The 17,930-nt window shown below is 55.3% G+C and carries 15 protein-coding genes; 10 read left to right on the top strand and 5 right to left on the bottom strand.

Annotated elements, in window-relative coordinates:
* Window positions 1-38 precede the first annotated feature (38 nt).
* Entirely contained in the window at window positions 39-431 is a 393-nt protein-coding gene (locus ACR0L3_RS08495; protein WP_480745268.1) for a hypothetical protein, read from the bottom strand.
* A gap of 101 nt (window positions 432-532) precedes the next feature.
* A complete protein-coding gene (locus ACR0L3_RS08490; protein WP_480745267.1) occupies window positions 533-1,294 on the bottom strand; it encodes an FkbM family methyltransferase in 762 nt (253 codons plus the stop codon).
* Window positions 1,295-1,394: 100 nt separating this feature from the next.
* Between ACR0L3_RS08490 and ACR0L3_RS08485 the strand changes: the two genes are divergently transcribed.
* From ACR0L3_RS08485 to ACR0L3_RS08475, 3 genes are all read left to right on the top strand, one after another.
* Window positions 1,395-1,994 (top strand): superoxide dismutase, encoded by a 600-nt coding sequence (locus ACR0L3_RS08485; RefSeq protein ID WP_113789565.1) that lies wholly within the window; start codon window positions 1,395-1,397, stop codon window positions 1,992-1,994.
* Between the two features lie 3 nt (window positions 1,995-1,997).
* Entirely contained in the window at window positions 1,998-2,879 is an 882-nt protein-coding gene (locus tag ACR0L3_RS08480) for a metallophosphoesterase (protein WP_480745266.1), read from the top strand.
* A gap of 209 nt (window positions 2,880-3,088) precedes the next feature.
* Window positions 3,089-3,547, top strand: a complete 459-nt coding sequence (locus ACR0L3_RS08475; protein ID WP_480745265.1) for a host attachment family protein — start codon at window positions 3,089-3,091, stop codon at window positions 3,545-3,547.
* A 37-nt stretch (window positions 3,548-3,584) separates the two neighbouring features.
* Here the strand turns inward: ACR0L3_RS08475 and ACR0L3_RS08470 are convergent, their stop codons facing one another.
* Window positions 3,585-4,136 carry an LOG family protein gene (locus ACR0L3_RS08470; protein ID WP_480745264.1) on the bottom strand — a complete coding sequence of 184 codons (552 nt, stop codon included), beginning with the start codon at window positions 4,134-4,136 and terminating at the stop codon, window positions 3,585-3,587.
* Between the two features lie 255 nt (window positions 4,137-4,391).
* Here ACR0L3_RS08470 and ACR0L3_RS08465 point away from each other — a divergent pair, with 255 nt between their 5' ends.
* From ACR0L3_RS08465 to ACR0L3_RS08455, 3 genes are all read left to right on the top strand, one after another.
* Window positions 4,392-5,498, top strand: coding sequence for a LysM peptidoglycan-binding domain-containing protein (locus ACR0L3_RS08465; RefSeq protein WP_480745263.1), 1,107 nt, complete (start codon window positions 4,392-4,394; stop codon window positions 5,496-5,498).
* A 93-nt stretch (window positions 5,499-5,591) separates the two neighbouring features.
* Complete coding sequence (locus ACR0L3_RS08460; RefSeq protein WP_480745450.1) at window positions 5,592-7,382, top strand: ABCB family ABC transporter ATP-binding protein/permease; 1,791 nt, start codon at window positions 5,592-5,594, stop codon at window positions 7,380-7,382.
* A 65-nt stretch (window positions 7,383-7,447) separates the two neighbouring features.
* The gene (locus ACR0L3_RS08455) at window positions 7,448-7,852 is read left to right on the top strand and encodes a DUF2147 domain-containing protein (protein ID WP_480745262.1); all 405 of its coding nucleotides are present in this window, start codon (window positions 7,448-7,450) and stop codon (window positions 7,850-7,852) included.
* A gap of 68 nt (window positions 7,853-7,920) precedes the next feature.
* Here the strand turns inward: ACR0L3_RS08455 and ACR0L3_RS08450 are convergent, their stop codons facing one another.
* Complete coding sequence (locus tag ACR0L3_RS08450; protein WP_480745261.1) at window positions 7,921-11,703, bottom strand: efflux RND transporter permease subunit; 3,783 nt, start codon at window positions 11,701-11,703, stop codon at window positions 7,921-7,923.
* Window positions 11,700-12,932 carry an efflux RND transporter periplasmic adaptor subunit gene (locus tag ACR0L3_RS08445; protein ID WP_480745260.1) on the bottom strand — a complete coding sequence of 411 codons (1,233 nt, stop codon included), beginning with the start codon at window positions 12,930-12,932 and terminating at the stop codon, window positions 11,700-11,702. Before ACR0L3_RS08445 ends, ACR0L3_RS08450 begins: the two co-directional genes overlap by 4 nt.
* A 224-nt stretch (window positions 12,933-13,156) precedes the next feature.
* Here ACR0L3_RS08445 and ACR0L3_RS08440 point away from each other — a divergent pair, with 224 nt between their 5' ends.
* The 4 genes from ACR0L3_RS08440 (at window position 13,157) to ACR0L3_RS08425 (ending at window position 17,853) form a co-directional block, all read left to right on the top strand.
* The gene (locus ACR0L3_RS08440) at window positions 13,157-13,828 is read left to right on the top strand and encodes a hypothetical protein (RefSeq protein ID WP_480745259.1); all 672 of its coding nucleotides are present in this window, start codon (window positions 13,157-13,159) and stop codon (window positions 13,826-13,828) included.
* A 39-nt stretch (window positions 13,829-13,867) separates the two neighbouring features.
* Window positions 13,868-15,190: a PQQ-binding-like beta-propeller repeat protein gene (locus ACR0L3_RS08435; RefSeq protein ID WP_480745258.1), complete on the top strand. Its 1,323-nt coding sequence runs from the start codon at window positions 13,868-13,870 to the stop codon at window positions 15,188-15,190.
* A gap of 48 nt (window positions 15,191-15,238) precedes the next feature.
* On the top strand, window positions 15,239-16,702 hold the full coding sequence (gene der / locus ACR0L3_RS08430; RefSeq protein WP_480745257.1) for a ribosome biogenesis GTPase Der: 1,464 nt from the start codon (window positions 15,239-15,241) through the stop codon (window positions 16,700-16,702).
* A gap of 164 nt (window positions 16,703-16,866) precedes the next feature.
* Window positions 16,867-17,853 (top strand): fatty acid desaturase, encoded by a 987-nt coding sequence (locus ACR0L3_RS08425; protein ID WP_480745256.1) that lies wholly within the window; start codon window positions 16,867-16,869, stop codon window positions 17,851-17,853.
* The last annotated feature ends 77 nt before the right edge of the window (window positions 17,854-17,930 follow it).

Here is a 17,930-nt window from a genome sequence, read left to right as displayed (position 1 = left end):
ATGAAACTGAAGCGACCCCAGAGCGCTGGGGTCGTTCTTTAGCTTCTGAGATGGCATTTACCCGTTCCTTTGGGACGATCCGAAAAGCTTACGGTCGCGAACCGTCCTCTGACTTTGAAATTCAGAGTTTTCGGATCTAGACGCGCTGAATAATACACTCGCAATTCACCGTAACGGCCCGCATCGGTATCTGTTTCCCATGACAGTTGATATCTTTGTTTCTTGTCGATTTTTACATCCGCTGGCACTTCTCCGTTCAAGTAGTTTTTAACCCCAGCGAGCCCATTCGTGGGATCGACAGCGATATAATACTGTTTCGTAATCCAGCCATAGTTTGTGCGCCTGTCTATTATGCACTCATATTGGATAAAATCGGCAACTGCACTTTGAGCAACAAATATGGTTGCTAAAGCCAAAATTAGACGTTTCATTTGATACTGTTTCTTTTTGTGTTCGACGCGAAGTGTGCATTGAGCCCGTTAAATGTTTCAATAATCCATACACGTTTTGCGGGAATTTTTTGAGAAGTTTTCTATTTTTTAAGAAGAATTGTTTGAAAGCTTGCTAGCGCCTCTGGGTTTAGCAATGCCTCAGCCCTGATAGGCTGCAAATTGTCGTCGCAAATGTTTGAATAGAATCCTACTTGGTTCAAGAGGTCGCTCAGTCGTTGATGTCTTTCCTGAATTGAAAGCAGCGGAGAGTGTAGTGACAGCAACAGCGTTGGTTGGATAGCCCGCAACCACTTTAAAAGCGTTGGCAGGACAAAAAACTCTGCCCCTTCGATATCCATCTTAACGAGCGACACGTGGGACAGATCATTCGCGGCCTCAAACTGGTCCCACGCTATAGTCAACGCGTCGGTGCCGTGTGCTCCGTCATGCAGCAGAGAACTGGTGGAATCACCCGGCTCGCCTCGTACCGATGCCAGGCGGGCCACGCCAAACTGATCGGACAGCGCCACTCCAAAGGCCGAGACGTTGCGTACGTCGTTCAACTCCAGGTTCCACGCCAGATGGCGGAATGCGGTTGGGTCGGGCTCGAAGCACCAAACATGGCGTGCCTTACGGGCACCATAGAGGACGGTGGGGCCGATCCAAGCTCCGATGTCGAGGTAGTCGCTGTCGGGAGAAAGATATCTGTCCAGCACGGCGAAGGTCTCCGGCTCCCAATTGCCCGCCGACGCTTTGCGCCAGAACTTTGAGTGATAGGGGTCCAGGCGAAACGGCTCTCCGTTTAGGTTGCCTGCATAGTATCCGCGGGCGCGGTAAAACATCTTGCGCGCCTGTGTCAGCATCGCGGACCTCCGGGTTTTCTTGTCTCGCCCCTTGACCTGCGGCGGCTGCCAAAGCATTTAACCCATGGGAACCGCAACTTTTATTTAACAGGGGGCCGAGATGGCTTTTGAACTTCCTGATCTTCCTTATGCACATGATGCGCTGGCAGCCAAGGGTATGTCCGCGGAAACGCTGGAATATCACCACGACCTGCACCACAAAGCCTATGTCGACAACGGCAACAAGCTGATTGCGGGAACCGAATGGGACGGCAAGTCGCTGGAAGAGATCATCGTTGGCACCTACGACGCAAATGCCGTCGCGCAGAACGGTATCTTCAACAACATCAGCCAGCTGTGGAACCACAACCAATTCTGGGAAATGATGGGCCCCGGCGGCAACGCCATGCCTGGTGAGCTGGAGAAGGCTCTGACTGAAAGTTTCGGCTCGGTTGACGAGTTCAAATCGCAGTTCAGCGCCGCTGGTGCTGGTCAGTTCGGCTCGGGCTGGGCGTGGCTGGTCAAGAACGCTGATGGTTCGCTGGCCGTGACCAAGACCGAGAACGGCGTGAACCCGCTGTGCTTTGGTCAGACCGCTTTGCTGGGCTGTGACGTATGGGAGCACTCGTACTACATTGACTTCCGCAATAAGCGCCCGGCTTACCTGTCGAACTTCCTCGACAATCTGGTGAACTGGGAAAACGTTGCATCGCGGATGTAATCATTGACCCGAAGAGGGTTCATAAAGGGCCTGCTGGCGATAACGCTGGCAGGCCTTTTTGCTGCCGCATACGGCTTTTTCATCGAACCTGCGCTGCGGCTGCGTGTACGCAAGTGGCGTCTGAAACGCGCGGACTGGTCCGCCGCGCCATTGCGTATCGCTGTTTTGGCTGACTTGCATGTTGGGGAACCGCATGTTGGGCTGGACCGTATTAGGCAGGCCATAAGACGTACGAATGCGCTGGGCCCTGATCTGGTATTACTGTTGGGGGATTATGCGGCCGGACACAAATTCGTCTCGCAGACCGTGAATATCGCTGACCTGGCGCCAGTGTTGGCTGGATTGCAAGCTAAACATGGTGTTTTTGCAGTGTTGGGCAATCATGACTGGTGGGATGACCTGTCGGCGCAGAAACGAGGCGGCGGCCCAAATCTGTACGCTGATGTCTTACAGCAGAACGGAATTACTGTGCTCTCGAACCAAGCCGTTAAGCTGGACGGCCCCGGCATTTGGCTGGCCGGGCTAGAGGATCAGCTTGCGATTGCTCAGGGTGGGGGGCGATTTCGGGGGTTAGATGACCTGCCAGGTACGCTGGCACAGATCACCGATGACGCGCCGGTGGTGATGATGGCGCACGAACCAGATATTTTCCCCGAAATCCCGAACCGAGTGGCGCTAACCCTTTCTGGTCATACACACGGCGGTCAGATTCGCGTGCTTGGCTGGTCGCCGGTCGTGCCGTCCCGGTTTGGCAACCGGTACGCTTATGGGCATGTGCGCGAAGGCGGGCGTGATCTGGTGGTATCGGGTGGCATCGGATGTTCAATTTTGCCCGTGCGGTTTGGTGTTACCCCTGAGATCACCATGATAGAACTGTCAGCCTGACAGGAAAAAACCCGCCGATGAAAAAAGTTTCATCATGAGACGGGATTGTACGTTGCCCCACAATGCTTACCTTAGGTGAGGCGGAGGGAGAGAACCGCTAATCAAAAAGAAACCATTTAGGCAACGCGTCATGCACCAGCAGGCGCGCTCGGGTTGAGCTTTGTCTAATGGAAGAGGGATGGCCACTGAAGCCATAACAGGAGAGCACGATGGTTGCACTTGAACAGGGAACTTGGGTTGTGATTGCTGATGGGGAAAAGGCGTTGTTTGTTGAAAACATCACCGATGCCGAAGACCCCAATCTAGTTGTTGTCTCGGTCGAGGAACAGGACGCGTCTGTCCGACCTACTGACCGAGCTGGACGACGATTTGATACTGGACCGAACCAGAAATCGGCTGTTGAAGAACCGAATTGGAAAACCCACGCGAAATCCTTGTTTGTGCAGGACGTTGCCAATCTTTTGAATCGCAAGGGATTGAAAGGGGCATTTAACCGGCTTGTTCTGGTTGCCAGTCCTCATGTTCTGGGGCTGTTGCGGCGGCGACTTCACAGCGAGGTTTTGGCTAAGGTCGTAGCGGAGGTTGATAAAACCTTGACCAATCATCCGATCCACAAGGTGGAAAAACTACTGACTAATCGTCTGAATCCCGCTGCTCAGGCAGTTTAACGCTTTAGGGCGGCCCCGTGGGTCGCCCTACTACCTTCTAGGCCAAAAACTGGCGCAATGTGGACATAGCTTGTGCAGGGTCTTTTACCCAAGTGATGAAATCCGCTAACGAGTCATCAGCAAATCCCTGACCTATGACCTGTTGCAGCAATTCATGCAGCGCATCCCAATATCCATCGACATTCATCACCAGAATTGGTTTGTCATGAAGGCCCAGCTGCCGCCAGGTCAGGGCCTCGAACAACTCGTCCAGCGACCCAGGGCCACCCGGAAGGACAACGACCGCATCCGCATTCATGATCATGACCTTTTTGCGTTCATGCATCGTTTCAGTGATGACGAAATGGGTCAGGTCGGTTTTGCCGACTTCACGCTGCAACAGATGTACAGGGATCACACCGAAAGTATCGCCTCCGGCAGACTGCGCAGCGCGCGCGACTTCACCCATAAGCCCCACATCTCCGGCACCGTAGACCAGTCGCCAGCCTTGCTGGGCCAGCAACGTTCCGAATGTGCTTGCAGCTTCGGAATAGCCGGAATTAGCGCCATTGCGTGACCCGCAATACACACAAACAGATTTCTGAATCATCGGAACCGCTCTCCGGGGTTGTGCCAGGGGTTTTGACCCCTGATAGCGGGATTGATAGATTGGCTCAACCGTCAGGCAGAATGTGTTATACGCAAAGCACTTGCGCTGCGGAGTGAAAGGAAAAGAATGAACGCCGAGTCTGGAAGTGGAAGCTTTGGTTCTCTCTTTTGGGGTGTGATAGCGGGTATAGCTGTTTTAGTTGGAGCGGGCGGATTGTACTTTGCCGGCGTTTTCGGAAGTGCACCGGAAGACCCAGTGTCACAGACAGATGTCGCAGTTCAATCCGAGGACGATGCGTCGGCGTCTGAACCGGCTGACCAACCCGCCGAGAGTGCAGCCCAATCCGAGGCATCTGAAAGTAACAACAAGGTGGCAGTAGAGACCGCACCGCAGGTGGCACCTACGTTGGATCAAATATTTGTAGAGCCGGATGGTAATGCGGTTCTTTCCGGCTCAGCTGAACCGGGGACAGAGCTGAACGTGTTGCTGGACGGGGAACCTGTTCATAGCTTTACGGTTGATCCAAGCGGTCAATTCGCTGAATTCGTTTCAATCCCGTTTTCTGATGACGCGCGAGGGCTAACCTTGGAAACGCAGGGCGATGAGCAAGTGCGCTCGGATGACTATGTGATTGCGGCGCTGCCCACGCCAGAGCCAGCGGAAAACGCGATAACCGACGATGATACAGCTGACGATCCTAGCTCTGAAACAGATGTTGCTGCGGCTGAGCAAGATCAGACCAAGGATCAAGTCGATGCACCTGATCAATCTACACCCCAAGATGCCGCCGAGGATACCCAGAACCAACAGGTTGCAGTTCTGAGGTCGGGCGAGGATGGTGTTGAGCTTGTGCAATCCCGGACCGCGCAACCGCAAATACCTGAAGAAATCGCTTTAGACACAATCGGCTACTCGGATGCTGGCGATGTTGAACTGACGGGCCGTGTGCCAGATGGTTCCGTCGTGCGACTTTATCTGGATAACCAGTTGGTGGACGATCTTTCCCCGACTGAAGATGGCCAATGGCGCAGCGAAATCGAAGGGATCGAACCCGGAGTTTATACACTGCGCGTGGACGAGGTTGCATCGGACGGCACCGTGGTAAGTCGTCTTGAAACTCCGTTCAAGCGCGAGCCGCTAGAGGTTTTGCGCGCCGCTGAGGCAAGCAATGAGCCAGAGTTGGACCCAGATGACGTGTCGATCCGCTCGGTGACGGTGCAAGAGGGCGACACGCTTTGGGCTATATCTCGCGAACGTTTCGGCGACGGTGTCCTTTATGTGAAGCTGTTCGAAGCCAATCGGGAAGCGATCCGCGATCCGGACCTGATCTATCCCGGTCAGATCTTTACAATCCCAGAGTAATCATTTGCCTCTGGCCCTTATTGGGGCAGGGGCTATCTCTGACCGCAGAACAGGTACGTGATGAGACGACTGGCCCCGAAGCATTCGGACGATATGCCCCAAACTGATGAGCGCCGCTCTGGCTGGCGGACGATCCGCAAGGTTACGCCTTACCTTTGGCCCGACGATGAACCTTGGGTAAAGCGCCGTGTCGTGATCGCGCTGGGGATGTTGGTGCTCGCCAAGCTGATCGCTGTCTACACGCCAATTCTTTACAAAGGAGCTGTCGACTCATTGGCAGGCGAAGGCGTGCCGCCACTGGTGTTGGGCGCCATCGGGCTTACTGTTGCGTATGGCGTGGCGCGAATGATGACTGTCGGATTCCAACAGTTACGCGACGCCGCCTTTGCGCCGGTGGGTCAAAGAGCCTTGCGCGCATTGGCGCTGGAAACCTTCCAACACATCCATCAACTATCGATGCGCTACCACGTGACACGTCGCACCGGTGGCCTCAGCCGAATTATCGAGCGGGGTGTTAAGGGTGTGGATTTCCTATTGCGGTTTCTTCTGTTCTCGATTGGGCCGCTGATCCTTGAGCTTCTGTTAATCTCGATCATCCTGATGTGGTTGTTCGACGTCTGGTATCTGGTCGTCGTGGCGGTGACCATAGCGCTCTATATCTGGTTTACCTTTGCCGTCACTGAGTGGCGCGTGAAGCTGCGGCGCGAGATGAACGATCAAGATACCGAGGCCAACCAGCGGGCAATTGACAGCCTGCTGAACTTTGAAACTGTCAAGTATTTCAATGCGGAACAGCGCGAAGCTGAACGATACGATGTGTCAATGAAAGCTTATGCTGGGGCGGCTTTGAAAACGGCTTATTCACTGGCTTTCCTGAATTTTGGTCAGTCCTTCCTGATAACGTGCGGCCTGATCGGTGTGATGGTTCTGGCCGCCATCGGGGTGCAGAACGGTACGCTAACCGTCGGCGATTTCGTCATGGTCAACGCCTACATGATCCAAATTACGGTGCCGTTGAACTTTTTGGGCACGGTGTACCGTGAAATCCGCCAGTCGTTGGTGGACATGGGCCAGATGTTTGACCTTTTGGAACAACCGTCCGAAGTTACTGATAAGCCCGGCGCGCCAGATATTGTTGTTAATGGTGGCGAAGTGTCGTTGGACAACGTGCACTTCGGTTACGATGCGGATCGGGAAATCCTCAAGGGTGTTTCTCTGACTGTTCCGGCGGGTCAAACTGTGGCGATTGTAGGGGCAACCGGTTCCGGAAAGTCCACAATCGGGCGGCTGCTCTTTCGTTTCTACGACGTCACGGGCGGCGCGCTGAAAATCGATGGGCAGGATGTACGCGACGTAACATTGAATAGCTTGCATGCTGCAATCGGAGTGGTTCCGCAGGATACGGTGCTGTTCAACGATACTATTCGCTACAACATCGCCTATGGCCGCGACGGCGCCTCACAGGAAGAGGTTGAAGAAGCCGCTAAGGCCGCCCAGATACACGATTTCATTGCGACCTTGCCCGAAGGCTACGACACCAAGGTTGGTGAGCGTGGACTAAAGCTTTCGGGTGGCGAGAAGCAAAGGGTTGGAATCGCACGCACCCTGCTCAAAAACCCGCCGATCCTGTTGTTGGACGAGGCGACCTCAGCGCTGGACACTGATACCGAGCAAGACATCAAGGACGCCTTGGCGCGGGCAGGTGAGGGGCGCACGGTTCTGACCATCGCACACAGGCTTAGTACTATAGCTGAAGCAGATCGAATCGTCGTGTTGGAACAGGGTGAAATCCTTGAACAGGGCACGCACGAAGAACTGCTGAAACGCGACGGTCGATATGCTCAATTGTGGAACCGCCAGCAAGCAGACGCGCAGGCGGCCTGAACCGATACCGGTTCGCGCCCAATTGTGTGGTACAATGCTTCGGGTTCGACGAAGGAATTGGTTTGATGATTAGATTGCTAAAAAACGCCGTTTTCCCTGCAGTGCTGACTGTTTTGGTACCCGTCGCTGTGTTTGCTGACCCCATTGTGGGTGTCTGGCAGACTGAACCGGATCGTAAAAACCTGATCTCGCACATCAAGATTTCAGCGTGTGGGGACAAGTTTTGCGGTCTGGTACAGTCTGCCTATGATCAGTCGGGAAAAGAGGTGAAGACCCCCAATATTGGTAAACAGCTATTCTGGGACGTGGCCAGCGAAGGGGGCGGCAAGTATGGCGGCGGCGATTTGTGGATACCGCTGGTCAATGTCGATGTCGCGCCGCAGATGACGTTAAGCGGAAATTCTCTGACGGTGCGTGGCTGTGAGCATGCGATCTGTGGGCATCAGACCTGGACCCGTTTGTCCAAGTGAAATGCCACGTGGCTTGGGACTCATGTAGCCAAAAGGCGAATGGCGAGCCTGAGAGCTCGCCATTCAATTTATTCTGCCGCTTTAAGAGGTGAAGTAGGCGGGTGCGTCGGATCTTGTTCGGGTTCCGTGCCGGGCGCATTACGGCACGTCTCTTCACCCCAGATGACTTCTGTAGCCTGTGCTTGACGCGCGGCTTTGCCAATCGCCATGTCCTGAGCGATCTGGCTGGATCGCCCTGCTGTAGCACGTGCCAGAACCCGACCAAGCCAAACCAGATAGGTCGAGACCCAAACCCGCAATGCCAATAGCGAAGGCGTTACGATCAGTGTCAGCACTGTTGCTATTCCCAGTCCGAAAACAACGGCCGTGGCCAGCTGTTTCCACCACAACGCGGTGGGGCTGTTGATCGAATAACCGCCGTTGATAAAGTCCAGCGACAAACCGAACATCATCGGTGTCAGACCTGCCATTGTGGTCAGCGTTGTCAACAGAACGGGGCGGATACGCGCCTCGGCGGTTCTGACGATTGCTTCGATCCGGGGCATGTAACGGCTGTATTCTTGATAGGTATCGATCAGAACAATGTTGTTGTTCACCACGATGCCCGCCAAAGCCACGATGCCAGTGCCAGTCATAATGATCGAGAATGGCTGGTTCATCGCAATCATACCAATCAGTACGCCAGTGGTGGACAGAACAACTGCCAGCAGCACCAGCACCGAGTTATAGAACGAGTTGAATTGCGCCAGCAGGATCACAAACATCAGACCCAGCGCGCCCATGAATGCGCTCATCAGGAAGGCGCCGGATTCCTCTTGATCCTCCTGATCGCCGGTCCATTCCCAGCTGATCGCGTTCGAAAACGGGTCAGTGTTCAGCCATTCGGTCAACATCGCGATCCGCTCGTTGGGGTTGATCAGCGCAAACTGAGCATTTTCGTCCTCAATAGCGACGCGTAGGTCATCGACCGTTTCGGCCCCAGTCAGTTGGAACAACTCGTAAACCGCGCCATTTGGTCCGGTAAAGGCCGCACCAGTTGGTTCTGCGCCTTCTTCAACCGCGCGAACGACAGCCAAACGTTGCTCCGTCCCGTCAGGACCATCGACAAATACTTTGGACAGGCCGGGTTCGACGTCCGCCTTCACGTCGTAATATCGCTGTTGGTTTATTCGGTTGATTTCGGCCACCTTGGCCACTGGTTGGCGCGTGACGAAGTTGGACAACGGCACTAGCCCGTCGGTAGTTCGTACTTTCAGTGAATCCAGCGTCGACAGAACCCGGTCTTGCTCGGGTAGGCGGACGCGTATTTCAACCTCGTCGTCGGTGTTGTCGGGGCGCATCTCTCCTAGCAATAGGCCGCGTGTTACAAGTTGCACCATTGCACCGACGGTGGCGACATCGGCACCAAAGCGGCCGGCCTTGGCGACATCCACGTCGATTTGCCAGTCGATGCCGGGCAGGGGCAGAGTATCTTCGATCTTGATCAGGCCTGGTGTTTCGTCGAACACGGCACGAGCGGATTGAGTGGCAGTGGTCAACTCCTCCCATCCATCGGCTTTGATACGCAGATGCACTGGCTTGGCCGAGGCCGGCCCTTGTTCCAACGGTAGAATTTCAACGATGAAACCGGGTAGTTTTGCGAGTTCCGCGTTCAGTTGGTCAATGACGTAGTCACCATCATACTCAGGGTCGATGATTTGGCGATCGAACAAGCCGCCCAAAACGGGTTCTGATATGTTCGGTCTGTCTTCCCACGGTGTGATTTCGAACTGCACGCGGCCCACGGTATCTGCCGGAGCTTGCGCACCACCATCGTTTTGGTTCAGCCCGCCCTCACCAGCAAAGGCAAACACGTTGGTCACAGCTGGGTGCGCGCTGATAACTTCTTCGGCGGCCAGTACCATCGCATCTTTTTCCTGCAGCGACAGGTTACCCCGAGCGCGGACGTAAGCAGTGGCCTGTTCCGGCTCGGTTTCGACGAAGAATTCTACGCCACGATTGTTGGCCATGTAATACGTCATCACGCCCATCACGCTGACGACGACAACGACAATCGAGACCAAGGGCATAATCGGATTGCCAACAAGAAACTTGATGACGGATCCGAAAACCGATTGCTCACGCGCCGTCTGGACGCGTTCCTTGCGGTGGCGTTCGATCTTGGCTGCGCTCAGTGTCACCGAGCCTGCAAAACCGCCTAAAACAAACAGCAATGCGCCTGAGATCACGCCCCCGGGCAACAAGTAGTCCGGGTTTAGCATTTGCATTGCACCGAGGAAAATCATGTACAGCGACGGTGGCACCAATACCGCGCGCACCCACCATGGCGCCACACCGCGCAGCCAGTTCGAGATGCGGTCAAATGTTCGGCTGAGACGGCCCGAGACACCGCCCACAACTGGCAGGTAGATCAACGCGACGATCAGCGAAGAGGACAGCACGAAAATCAGCGTGATCGGCAGCATCTTCATAAACTCGCCCGGAACACCCGGCCAGAACAGCATCGGCAGGAAGGCGCACAGTGTAGTCGCGGTTGATGAAACGATCGGCCAGAACATGCGTTGCGCCGCCTGGACATATGCGTGCATCGGGCCGATGCCCTCTTTGATGCGTTTGTCTGCGTATTCCACAACCACGATGGCGCCGTCGACCAGCATCCCAACGGCAAGGATCAGCCCGAACATCACCATATTCGAGATGCTGACGCCCATGACAGCCAGAAAAGCAAAGCTCAGCAGGAACGAAGTGGGGATCGCAAACCCCACAAGCAAAGCCGCGCGTGTGCCCAACGACGCCAAGACCACGATCATCACCAGCGCGATGGCGGTCAGGACCGAGCCTTCAAGCTGGCGCACCATCGAAGCGACGATGCGGCTCTGATCGTTCGATGTTCCAACGTCCACCGCAGCGCGCAATTCCGAAGGCCACTTTTCCTGAGCGGCCGCTAACGTCGCTTTGACGTCGTCGACGGTGTCGATCAGGTTGTAACCTTTGCGCTTAACCACCTGCAGAGCCACGGTGGACGCGTTGTCGAACCGGGCGGTGCCTTCGCGGTCTTCGAAGGTGTAGTTGATTTGCGCCAACTCACCCATTGTCACGACGCGGTCGCCATTCACTTTGACAGGCAGGCTATAGACGTCTTCCGCGGTTTTGAAGGACGACGGGATCTTGACCGAGAAGGTACCCTGCGCAGTGTCCACCTCACCAGCAGCGATCAGCTGGTTGTTGTTTTGCACAACGCTAATCAACTCGTCAGCCGAGACATTATAGGATTCCAGCCGGAGCGGATCGATGATCACCTCAAGCATTTCGTCCCGATTTCCCGCGATGCCGGCTTCAAGCACCGAGTCCAGGGCTTCAAGGTCGTCCTGCAAGTCTTTGGCGATGCGTGCCATTGTACGTTCAGGCACTGCACCGGTCAGATTAACGATGACGATAGGGAATTCAGAAAAGTTGATCTCATAGAGCGAATATTGTTCAGCCCCTTCTGGAAAGTCCGCCTGCGCGCTGTTCATCGCGTCGCGTACATCCGCCATAATAGCGGTCTTGTCCCATCCGAATTCGAACTCAAGCGCGATACCAGCATAGCCTTCGGCGGCGGTAGCGGTCATATCCTTGAGGCCATCCAAATCCGCAAGCTCGGTTTCCATCGGCTTGATCAGAAGGTTCTCGGAATCCTCGGCGGAAATGCCGGGGTATTGGACAGAAACGAAAAGAGCGGGGATCTCGATGTCCGGCTCGCCTTCCTTAGGCAGGCCGACATACGCGAACCCACCGACAATCAGCGAGATCGCAATAAAGGCCAGAACCATGCGGGCCCTGTTGGCGGCCCAAGCGACAAGACCCGTCATTGCGTGGCTTCCCGATATGTGGGTTTGACCGCAACGCCTTGTGTCACAAATTCCTGCCCGACGACAATGACGTCAGACCTTTCCGGTAGACCGTTTACCCAAACGCCTTCGGCTGTATCTCGTAGAAGTTGGATTGGCATGAACTCAACAATATTACCCGCACCTACAGTGCGCACACCCACTTGCCCATCATTGTTCAGTGTCAGGGCGGATTGGGGCAGAAGGTGCGCCTTTGCGCCTTCGGCAGAGATGCGGATATCGGCGGTCTGACCGTCGCGGATCGTTAGTTCAGGGTTCGGAACCGTGATCTCTACCTCAAAAGTGCGTGTGGTTTCATCGGCTGACCGGCTTAAAAACGTGACGCGACCTGCAACTTGCAAACCCGTAACCAGTTCAGCGGATGCTTCCGATCCGACAATAATTTTATTAACGTCGGCCTCGGGTACGAACCCGACCAGTTTGATTGGGTCCAACTGAATGACAGTTGCGCATAACGACCCGGGCTGCATCAGGCTGCCCAATTCAGCGGTATCGCTCTCCAGAAGTCCCTTAAACGGAGCTTCGATGGTTTGACGATCAATCTCACGTTCGGCGGCTTTTACAGCAGCGGTCGCAGCCTCGATTCCGGCGCGGGTAGCCTCCAAACCGGCTTCTGCGGTTTTTACACCGGCTTCGGCCGAGCGCATTGCGGCTTCGCTGGAAATCCGGCGCGTTTCAGAACCAAATCCTGTTTCTGACAGTTTCTGGGCAGCTGTCAGGTTGATTTGCGCTTCTGCTACCAGGGCATGAGCCTCGTCCAGACGGGCTTCGGCTTCGGGGATACGGCTTTCCGCTTCGAGCTTGGCCGCCATAGCCTCGGCCAGGCTGGCAGGGCGGGTGCCTGGGTCGAGTTCACAAAGCAGATCACCCGCTTCGACGAAGGTGCCTTTACGCTTAGGTTCTGAAATCACGGTAGAGGTCGTTTCAGCCAAAACTTCGACTTGACGGTTGGCTCTGGTTTGACCTCGTACCAGGACGGCACTGTCAATTTCTCGTGCCACTGAGCGCATCGCGACGACGCCGATTGCATTTTGTTCCAATCCCGCGCCAGCCGCGGAATCTGTTTCCGCAGTTGACTCTGCCTCGGTGTCTCCACGACCGGCGAAGGCAAACAGAGCGTCCCTTTCAAAGACTATAAAGAACAATGCGGTAACAACCAAAATCGCATTGACGAATGAAATCACACGCATACAGGGGCTCTCCCAGAATTCCTAACCGAATGTCCTTCGGCGTGCATGCTAGAAAATGGGGGCAAGCATGCACCTTTTCCACACTAAACTGAATAGTTCGGTTCAATTTTTTGCGCAAGTGCGGCATGACGCAGCGAAATTGCGTGAAATCCGACCCTTGGCTTGGCCGGGACGCCGGGGTATGACATGGCGCCATACAACAGCACACAGCCTGGGGAGCAGGAATGAGCGACGTCGACAGTTTCATAGATGAGGTGACCGAAGAGGTCCGCCGGGATCGCCTGTTTCTGCTTCTGCGCCGTTGGGGTTGGGTCGGTGTTCTGGCCGTCGTCCTGATCGTCGGAGGAGCCGCATTCAACGAGCTTCGAAAGGCCCGTACGACGGGTCAAGCTCAAGATCTGGGTGACTCGATTCTAGGGGCTCTGTCCCAAAATGACTCGGCAGACCGTGTCTCCGGTTTGGCCGAGATCGATGCGACCACGCCCGGTGGGGATGCAGTTTTGAATATGTTGCTGGCATCTTCGCAAATCGAGGCCGGATCGCGAGACGAAGCCGTTGCAAATCTGAATGCTGTTGCGGTTCAGGGCGAACTGCCAGAGATTTATCGTGCCATTGCCACGTTTAAAGCGCTGCTGCTGCAGACCGATACAATGCCGGTAACCGAACGCCGTCAGCAATTTGAGGCGCTGGCCGCGCCCGGCGCACCCTTGCGTTTGCTGGCAGAGGAACAATTGGCCTTGATCGACATTTCTGAGGGCAATGTCGACGCTGCACTCGAACGGTTGCAAACAATGCGTCAGGATGCAGAGATCAGTGTTGATCTACAGCAACGCGCCGCGCAATTGATTGTTGCGCTTGGCGGCGAGCCGGAACCGCTAGTGGCCCGACAGGGTTGATCTGACGATATAGAGAATGACAGGCGAGTTCGGAGCATCATGGTAACAAGTTTTATCTCCCGCATTGGAGTGTCGGTCGCGGCGCTGTCATTAACAGTGCTTGCCGCCTGTGAGGAACCCGAAGTTATTCTGCCGGGCGCGCGTGAGGATGTCCGACCGACCACAGACAACGCGACAGTGGTCACACGTGGTTCACAACCGATCAGCCTTCCGGCGCAAACTGCAAACGCCAATTGGTCCCAAAGCGCTGGCACGCCCGCTTATCGTACCACGAACGCGGCGTTGCGTGCGACGCCGCAGCGTGTTTGGTCCACGTCAATCGGAGAAGGGGATTCGCGCAAGCGCCGCATTACGGCCGAACCTGTGGTTGCCGGTGGTCTGGTCTATACATTGGACGCGGGCGCGACTGTTTCGGCTATCACACCGCAGGGGCAAGTGGCGTGGAGTACGAACCTAATCCCAGCCAGCGACGGCGATAGGGACGCGACAGGTGGCGGCATGGCGTACGCCAATGGTGTGCTTTACGTGTCTTCCGGGTTTGGCAGGTTGACGGCGCTGGATGGCAAGTCGGGTGCGATCAAATGGCAAAAGCGCCTGAATGCTACCGGCAGCGGCGCGCCGTTGGTGAACGATGGTTTGCTCTATCTCGTGTCAGGAGATGAGACTGGCTGGGCCGTGGATACCAAAGATGGCCGTATTGCTTGGCAGATTCCGGGAACGCCGAGTGTGGGCAACGTACTCGGAGCTCCAGCGCCAGTCATAGCATCGGACTTAGCTATTTTTGCATTCGGCTCTGGCGATATCGCTGCAACTTTCCGTAGAGGCGGTATTACACGCTGGAACGCTTCTGTTGCTGGTGGACGCCGAGGGCGTGCAGTTGCGCAAATCGTGGATGTAACCGGCGGACCGATGGTCGTTGGAAACACAATCTACATCGGCAACCATTCTGGGCGCACCGTTGCATTCGATGCTGGATCAGGCGAGCGGATTTGGACTGCTGACGAGGGCGCTGTTGATACTGTTTGGCCTGCCGGGAACAGCCTTTTCTTGATCAGCGACCGTAGTCAACTGGTGCGATTGAACATCTCGGACGGAACAATAGTGTGGGCCCAGGACCTGCCTGGGTTTATTAAAGACAAGCCTGGAAAGCGTGGGCCGGTCGTTGCTCATTATGGACCGATTGTTGCCGGAGGGCGCATTGTGATCGCCTCAAATGACGGTTTCCTGCGGTTTTATAGCCCGATAGATGGAACACTGGTCAACAGCGTTGAAGTGCCCGGCGGAGCCACCACAGCACCTGTTGTCGCAGGTCAAACACTGTACGTGGTGTCGGCCAAAGGTGAACTGCACGCTTTCCGTTGACCACAAGATGCGCTAAAGGGCGCGTCTGAGTCTTGAAAGTTGAGTATCATGTCGCTGACCCTCGCCATTGTGGGGCGCCCGAATGTGGGCAAATCCACCCTGTTCAACCGCCTTGTGGGTAAACGTTTGGCTTTGGTCGACGATCAGCCCGGCGTGACGCGCGACCTACGCGAAGGCGAAGGGCGTCTGGGTGATCTGCGTTTTACGGTGATCGACACGGCGGGCCTTGAAGATGCGACTGACGACAGTCTCCAAGGTCGGATGCGCCGCCTGACCGAGCGTGCCGTGGATATGGCCGACGTTTGTCTGTTTATGGTGGACGCGCGCACCGGTATCACACCGACTGATGAAATGTTTGCCGAGATTCTTCGCAAACGCTCCAAACACGTCATTCTCGCTGCGAACAAAGCCGAAGGCAGCGCGGCTGATGCAGGTGTGCTTGAGGCTTATAATCTTGGCTTGGGGGAGCCCGTGCGCCTTTCAGGTGAGCATGGCGAAGGGATGACGGACCTCTATGCGCAACTTATGCCTTTGGCGGATGCAGCCGAAGAACAGGCTGAGGACGACGCACCGCAAACAGATATTGAATTGGACGAGGATGGCGAGGGTGAAGCTCCGCTGATCACCGACGCCAAACCTCTGCAAGTGGCGGTCGTTGGACGTCCGAATGCCGGAAAGTCTACTCTCATCAACAAGATCATGGGCGAAGACAGGTTGCTGACTGGGCCTGAGGCCGGGATCACCCGCGACGCGATCAGTTTGCGGGTCGACTGGGCTGACTCCGATGGCACCAGCACCCCAATGCGTATTTTTGACACGGCAGGAATGCGCAAAAAGGCCAAGGTGCAGGAGAAACTTGAAAAACTTTCGGTTTCAGATGGTCTGCGTGCGGTAAAGTTCGCCGAGGTTGTGGTTGTTCTATTGGACGCAGCTATTCCGTTCGAGCAACAGGACCTGCGCATTGCCGACCTGGCCGAGCGTGAGGGTCGCGCAGTTGTTGTCGCCGTCAACAAATGGGACATCGAAGAAGACAAGCAGGAAAAACTTCGGGATCTGAAAGAGTCTTTCGAACGCTTGCTGCCGCAACTACGCGGTGCGCCATTGATTACTGTTTCCGCGAAAACGGGCCGAGGACTAGAGCGTCTGCGCGCTGCAATCCTGCGCGCCCATGATATCTGGAACCGACGGGTCCCGACTGCAGCCCTGAACCGTTGGCTGACGGCTATGCTGGAACAACACCCGCCGCCAGCACCTCAGGGGCGTCGGATCAAGCTGCGCTACATGACGCAGGCCAAGACGCGGCCACCGGGGTTTGTTGTTATGTGTTCGCACCCCGACAAGATGCCCGCCAGTTATACGCGGTACTTGGTCAACGGCTTGCGAGAAGATTTCGATATGCCCGGTACGCCGATCCGCCTGACCTTGCGCGGGCAGGGGGACAAGAACCCCTACAAAGGGCGGCGCAAGAAAAACGCTGGCGCGTTGGCCAAACATATCAAGGGTCGCGCGTAACTGCGCCAATTTTCAGCATTTTCGGCTGAGGGGCGTGACAGTCCCGGCGCCGCAGGTTAGCATTCACCTGCGTGCATTTGTTTTTGCGCGCGCAGATTGTATATGAGTAAAACGCAAATAGTTTCTCTTGGATATTAACTGCGCCAAACGTGGGGACAGGCTAAATGAATTTGCGGGAATACACACGACAATATGCGGTACAGGACAATCGTCTGGCAGCGCTGAGCTATTTTGGAACCTTTGCCGTTTATTTCGCATCTTTGGCGTTGGCGATCGTATACGTTGACCGCTGGTACATCATGATCCCCTCCGGGATCGTGTTCGCTTTCTCCGCTGTGCGCCTATATGTGCTACAACATGATTGCGGTCACCATTCCCTGTTTGAAACCCGCGAGCAGAATGAATGGGCCGGGCACGGGCTTTCACCTTTCACATTCGCGCCGTTTGAGGTGATGAAGCAGAACCATAATCTGCACCACTCGGGGATCGGAAACCTGGAACATCGCGAAACCGGTGAAATTCACACCATGACCCTGCGTGAATGGAATGCAGCGGATTGGAAAACCCGTTTGTTTTATAGACTTTACCGCAATCCTTTTATCTTGGTTCCAGTAGGTGCACTGTTTACCTACTTCATCCGCTATCGCTGGCCAAAGAATACGGTACGCTTTGGAGTGGGTGGCGTTTTATTGCACAACCTTTCGATCGTAATATTCCTTGGGCTTCTGTACCTGATGGCTGGCACCACGGGCATTCTGGTTTGGCTCGTGTTTTCGCTTTTAGGGGGGATGCTGGGTGTTTTCCTCGTATATCTTCAGCATAATTTCGAAGATACCTACTGGGATCGCCGTCCGGACCTAGACCCGCAACTGGCGGCACTGCAGGGTTCGTCTGCATTGGATTTCGGCTGGTGGTTCGACAATGCAGTGGCCTGTATCACTTTGCACGACATCCACCATTTCAACGCGCGCATACCGTCTTATCGGTTGCGGGCCTGCCACTATAACCTACCGCCGGAATACACTCCGCGCAGGATCAAATTTCCCGAAGCGGTGGCGGCGCTGAATTTGAAACTCTGGGACGAGGATGCCAAGCGCCTTGTACCATTCCCCAAAAAGGACAGTACCGGCACATTGGCCCACAGCAATTGAAATTCAAGAGTTATATCAAGTGTCCAGCGACTTGCAGGACTGTATATCTAGTGTATATACGATATAAAGCAGGGAGA

This window comes from Ruegeria sp. CK1 (assembly GCF_056536545.1).
Note: the sequence above shows the minus strand (reverse complement) of the source record. Positions and strands in the feature narration are given on the sequence as shown.

What these genes read in the sequence shown, in the direction of transcription:
- ACR0L3_RS08425 (WP_480745256.1), top strand. Translation starts at nt 16,867, where the DNA reads ATGAATTTGCGGGAATACACACGACAATATGCGGTACAGGACAATCGT.
- ACR0L3_RS08490 (WP_480745267.1), bottom strand. Translation starts at nt 1,294, where the DNA reads ATGCTGACACAGGCGCGCAAGATGTTTTACCGCGCCCGCGGATACTAT.
- ACR0L3_RS08455 (WP_480745262.1), top strand. Translation starts at nt 7,448, where the DNA reads ATGATTAGATTGCTAAAAAACGCCGTTTTCCCTGCAGTGCTGACTGTT.
- ACR0L3_RS08450 (WP_480745261.1), bottom strand. Translation starts at nt 11,703, where the DNA reads ATGACGGGTCTTGTCGCTTGGGCCGCCAACAGGGCCCGCATGGTTCTG.
- ACR0L3_RS08435 (WP_480745258.1), top strand. Translation starts at nt 13,868, where the DNA reads ATGGTAACAAGTTTTATCTCCCGCATTGGAGTGTCGGTCGCGGCGCTG.
- der (WP_480745257.1), top strand. Translation starts at nt 15,239, where the DNA reads ATGTCGCTGACCCTCGCCATTGTGGGGCGCCCGAATGTGGGCAAATCC.
- ACR0L3_RS08475 (WP_480745265.1), top strand. Translation starts at nt 3,089, where the DNA reads ATGGTTGCACTTGAACAGGGAACTTGGGTTGTGATTGCTGATGGGGAA.
- ACR0L3_RS08485 (WP_113789565.1), top strand. Translation starts at nt 1,395, where the DNA reads ATGGCTTTTGAACTTCCTGATCTTCCTTATGCACATGATGCGCTGGCA.
- ACR0L3_RS08470 (WP_480745264.1), bottom strand. Translation starts at nt 4,136, where the DNA reads ATGATTCAGAAATCTGTTTGTGTGTATTGCGGGTCACGCAATGGCGCT.
- ACR0L3_RS08445 (WP_480745260.1), bottom strand. Translation starts at nt 12,932, where the DNA reads ATGCGTGTGATTTCATTCGTCAATGCGATTTTGGTTGTTACCGCATTG.
- ACR0L3_RS08440 (WP_480745259.1), top strand. Translation starts at nt 13,157, where the DNA reads ATGAGCGACGTCGACAGTTTCATAGATGAGGTGACCGAAGAGGTCCGC.
- ACR0L3_RS08495 (WP_480745268.1), bottom strand. Translation starts at nt 431, where the DNA reads ATGAAACGTCTAATTTTGGCTTTAGCAACCATATTTGTTGCTCAAAGT.
- ACR0L3_RS08460 (WP_480745450.1), top strand. Translation starts at nt 5,592, where the DNA reads ATGCCCCAAACTGATGAGCGCCGCTCTGGCTGGCGGACGATCCGCAAG.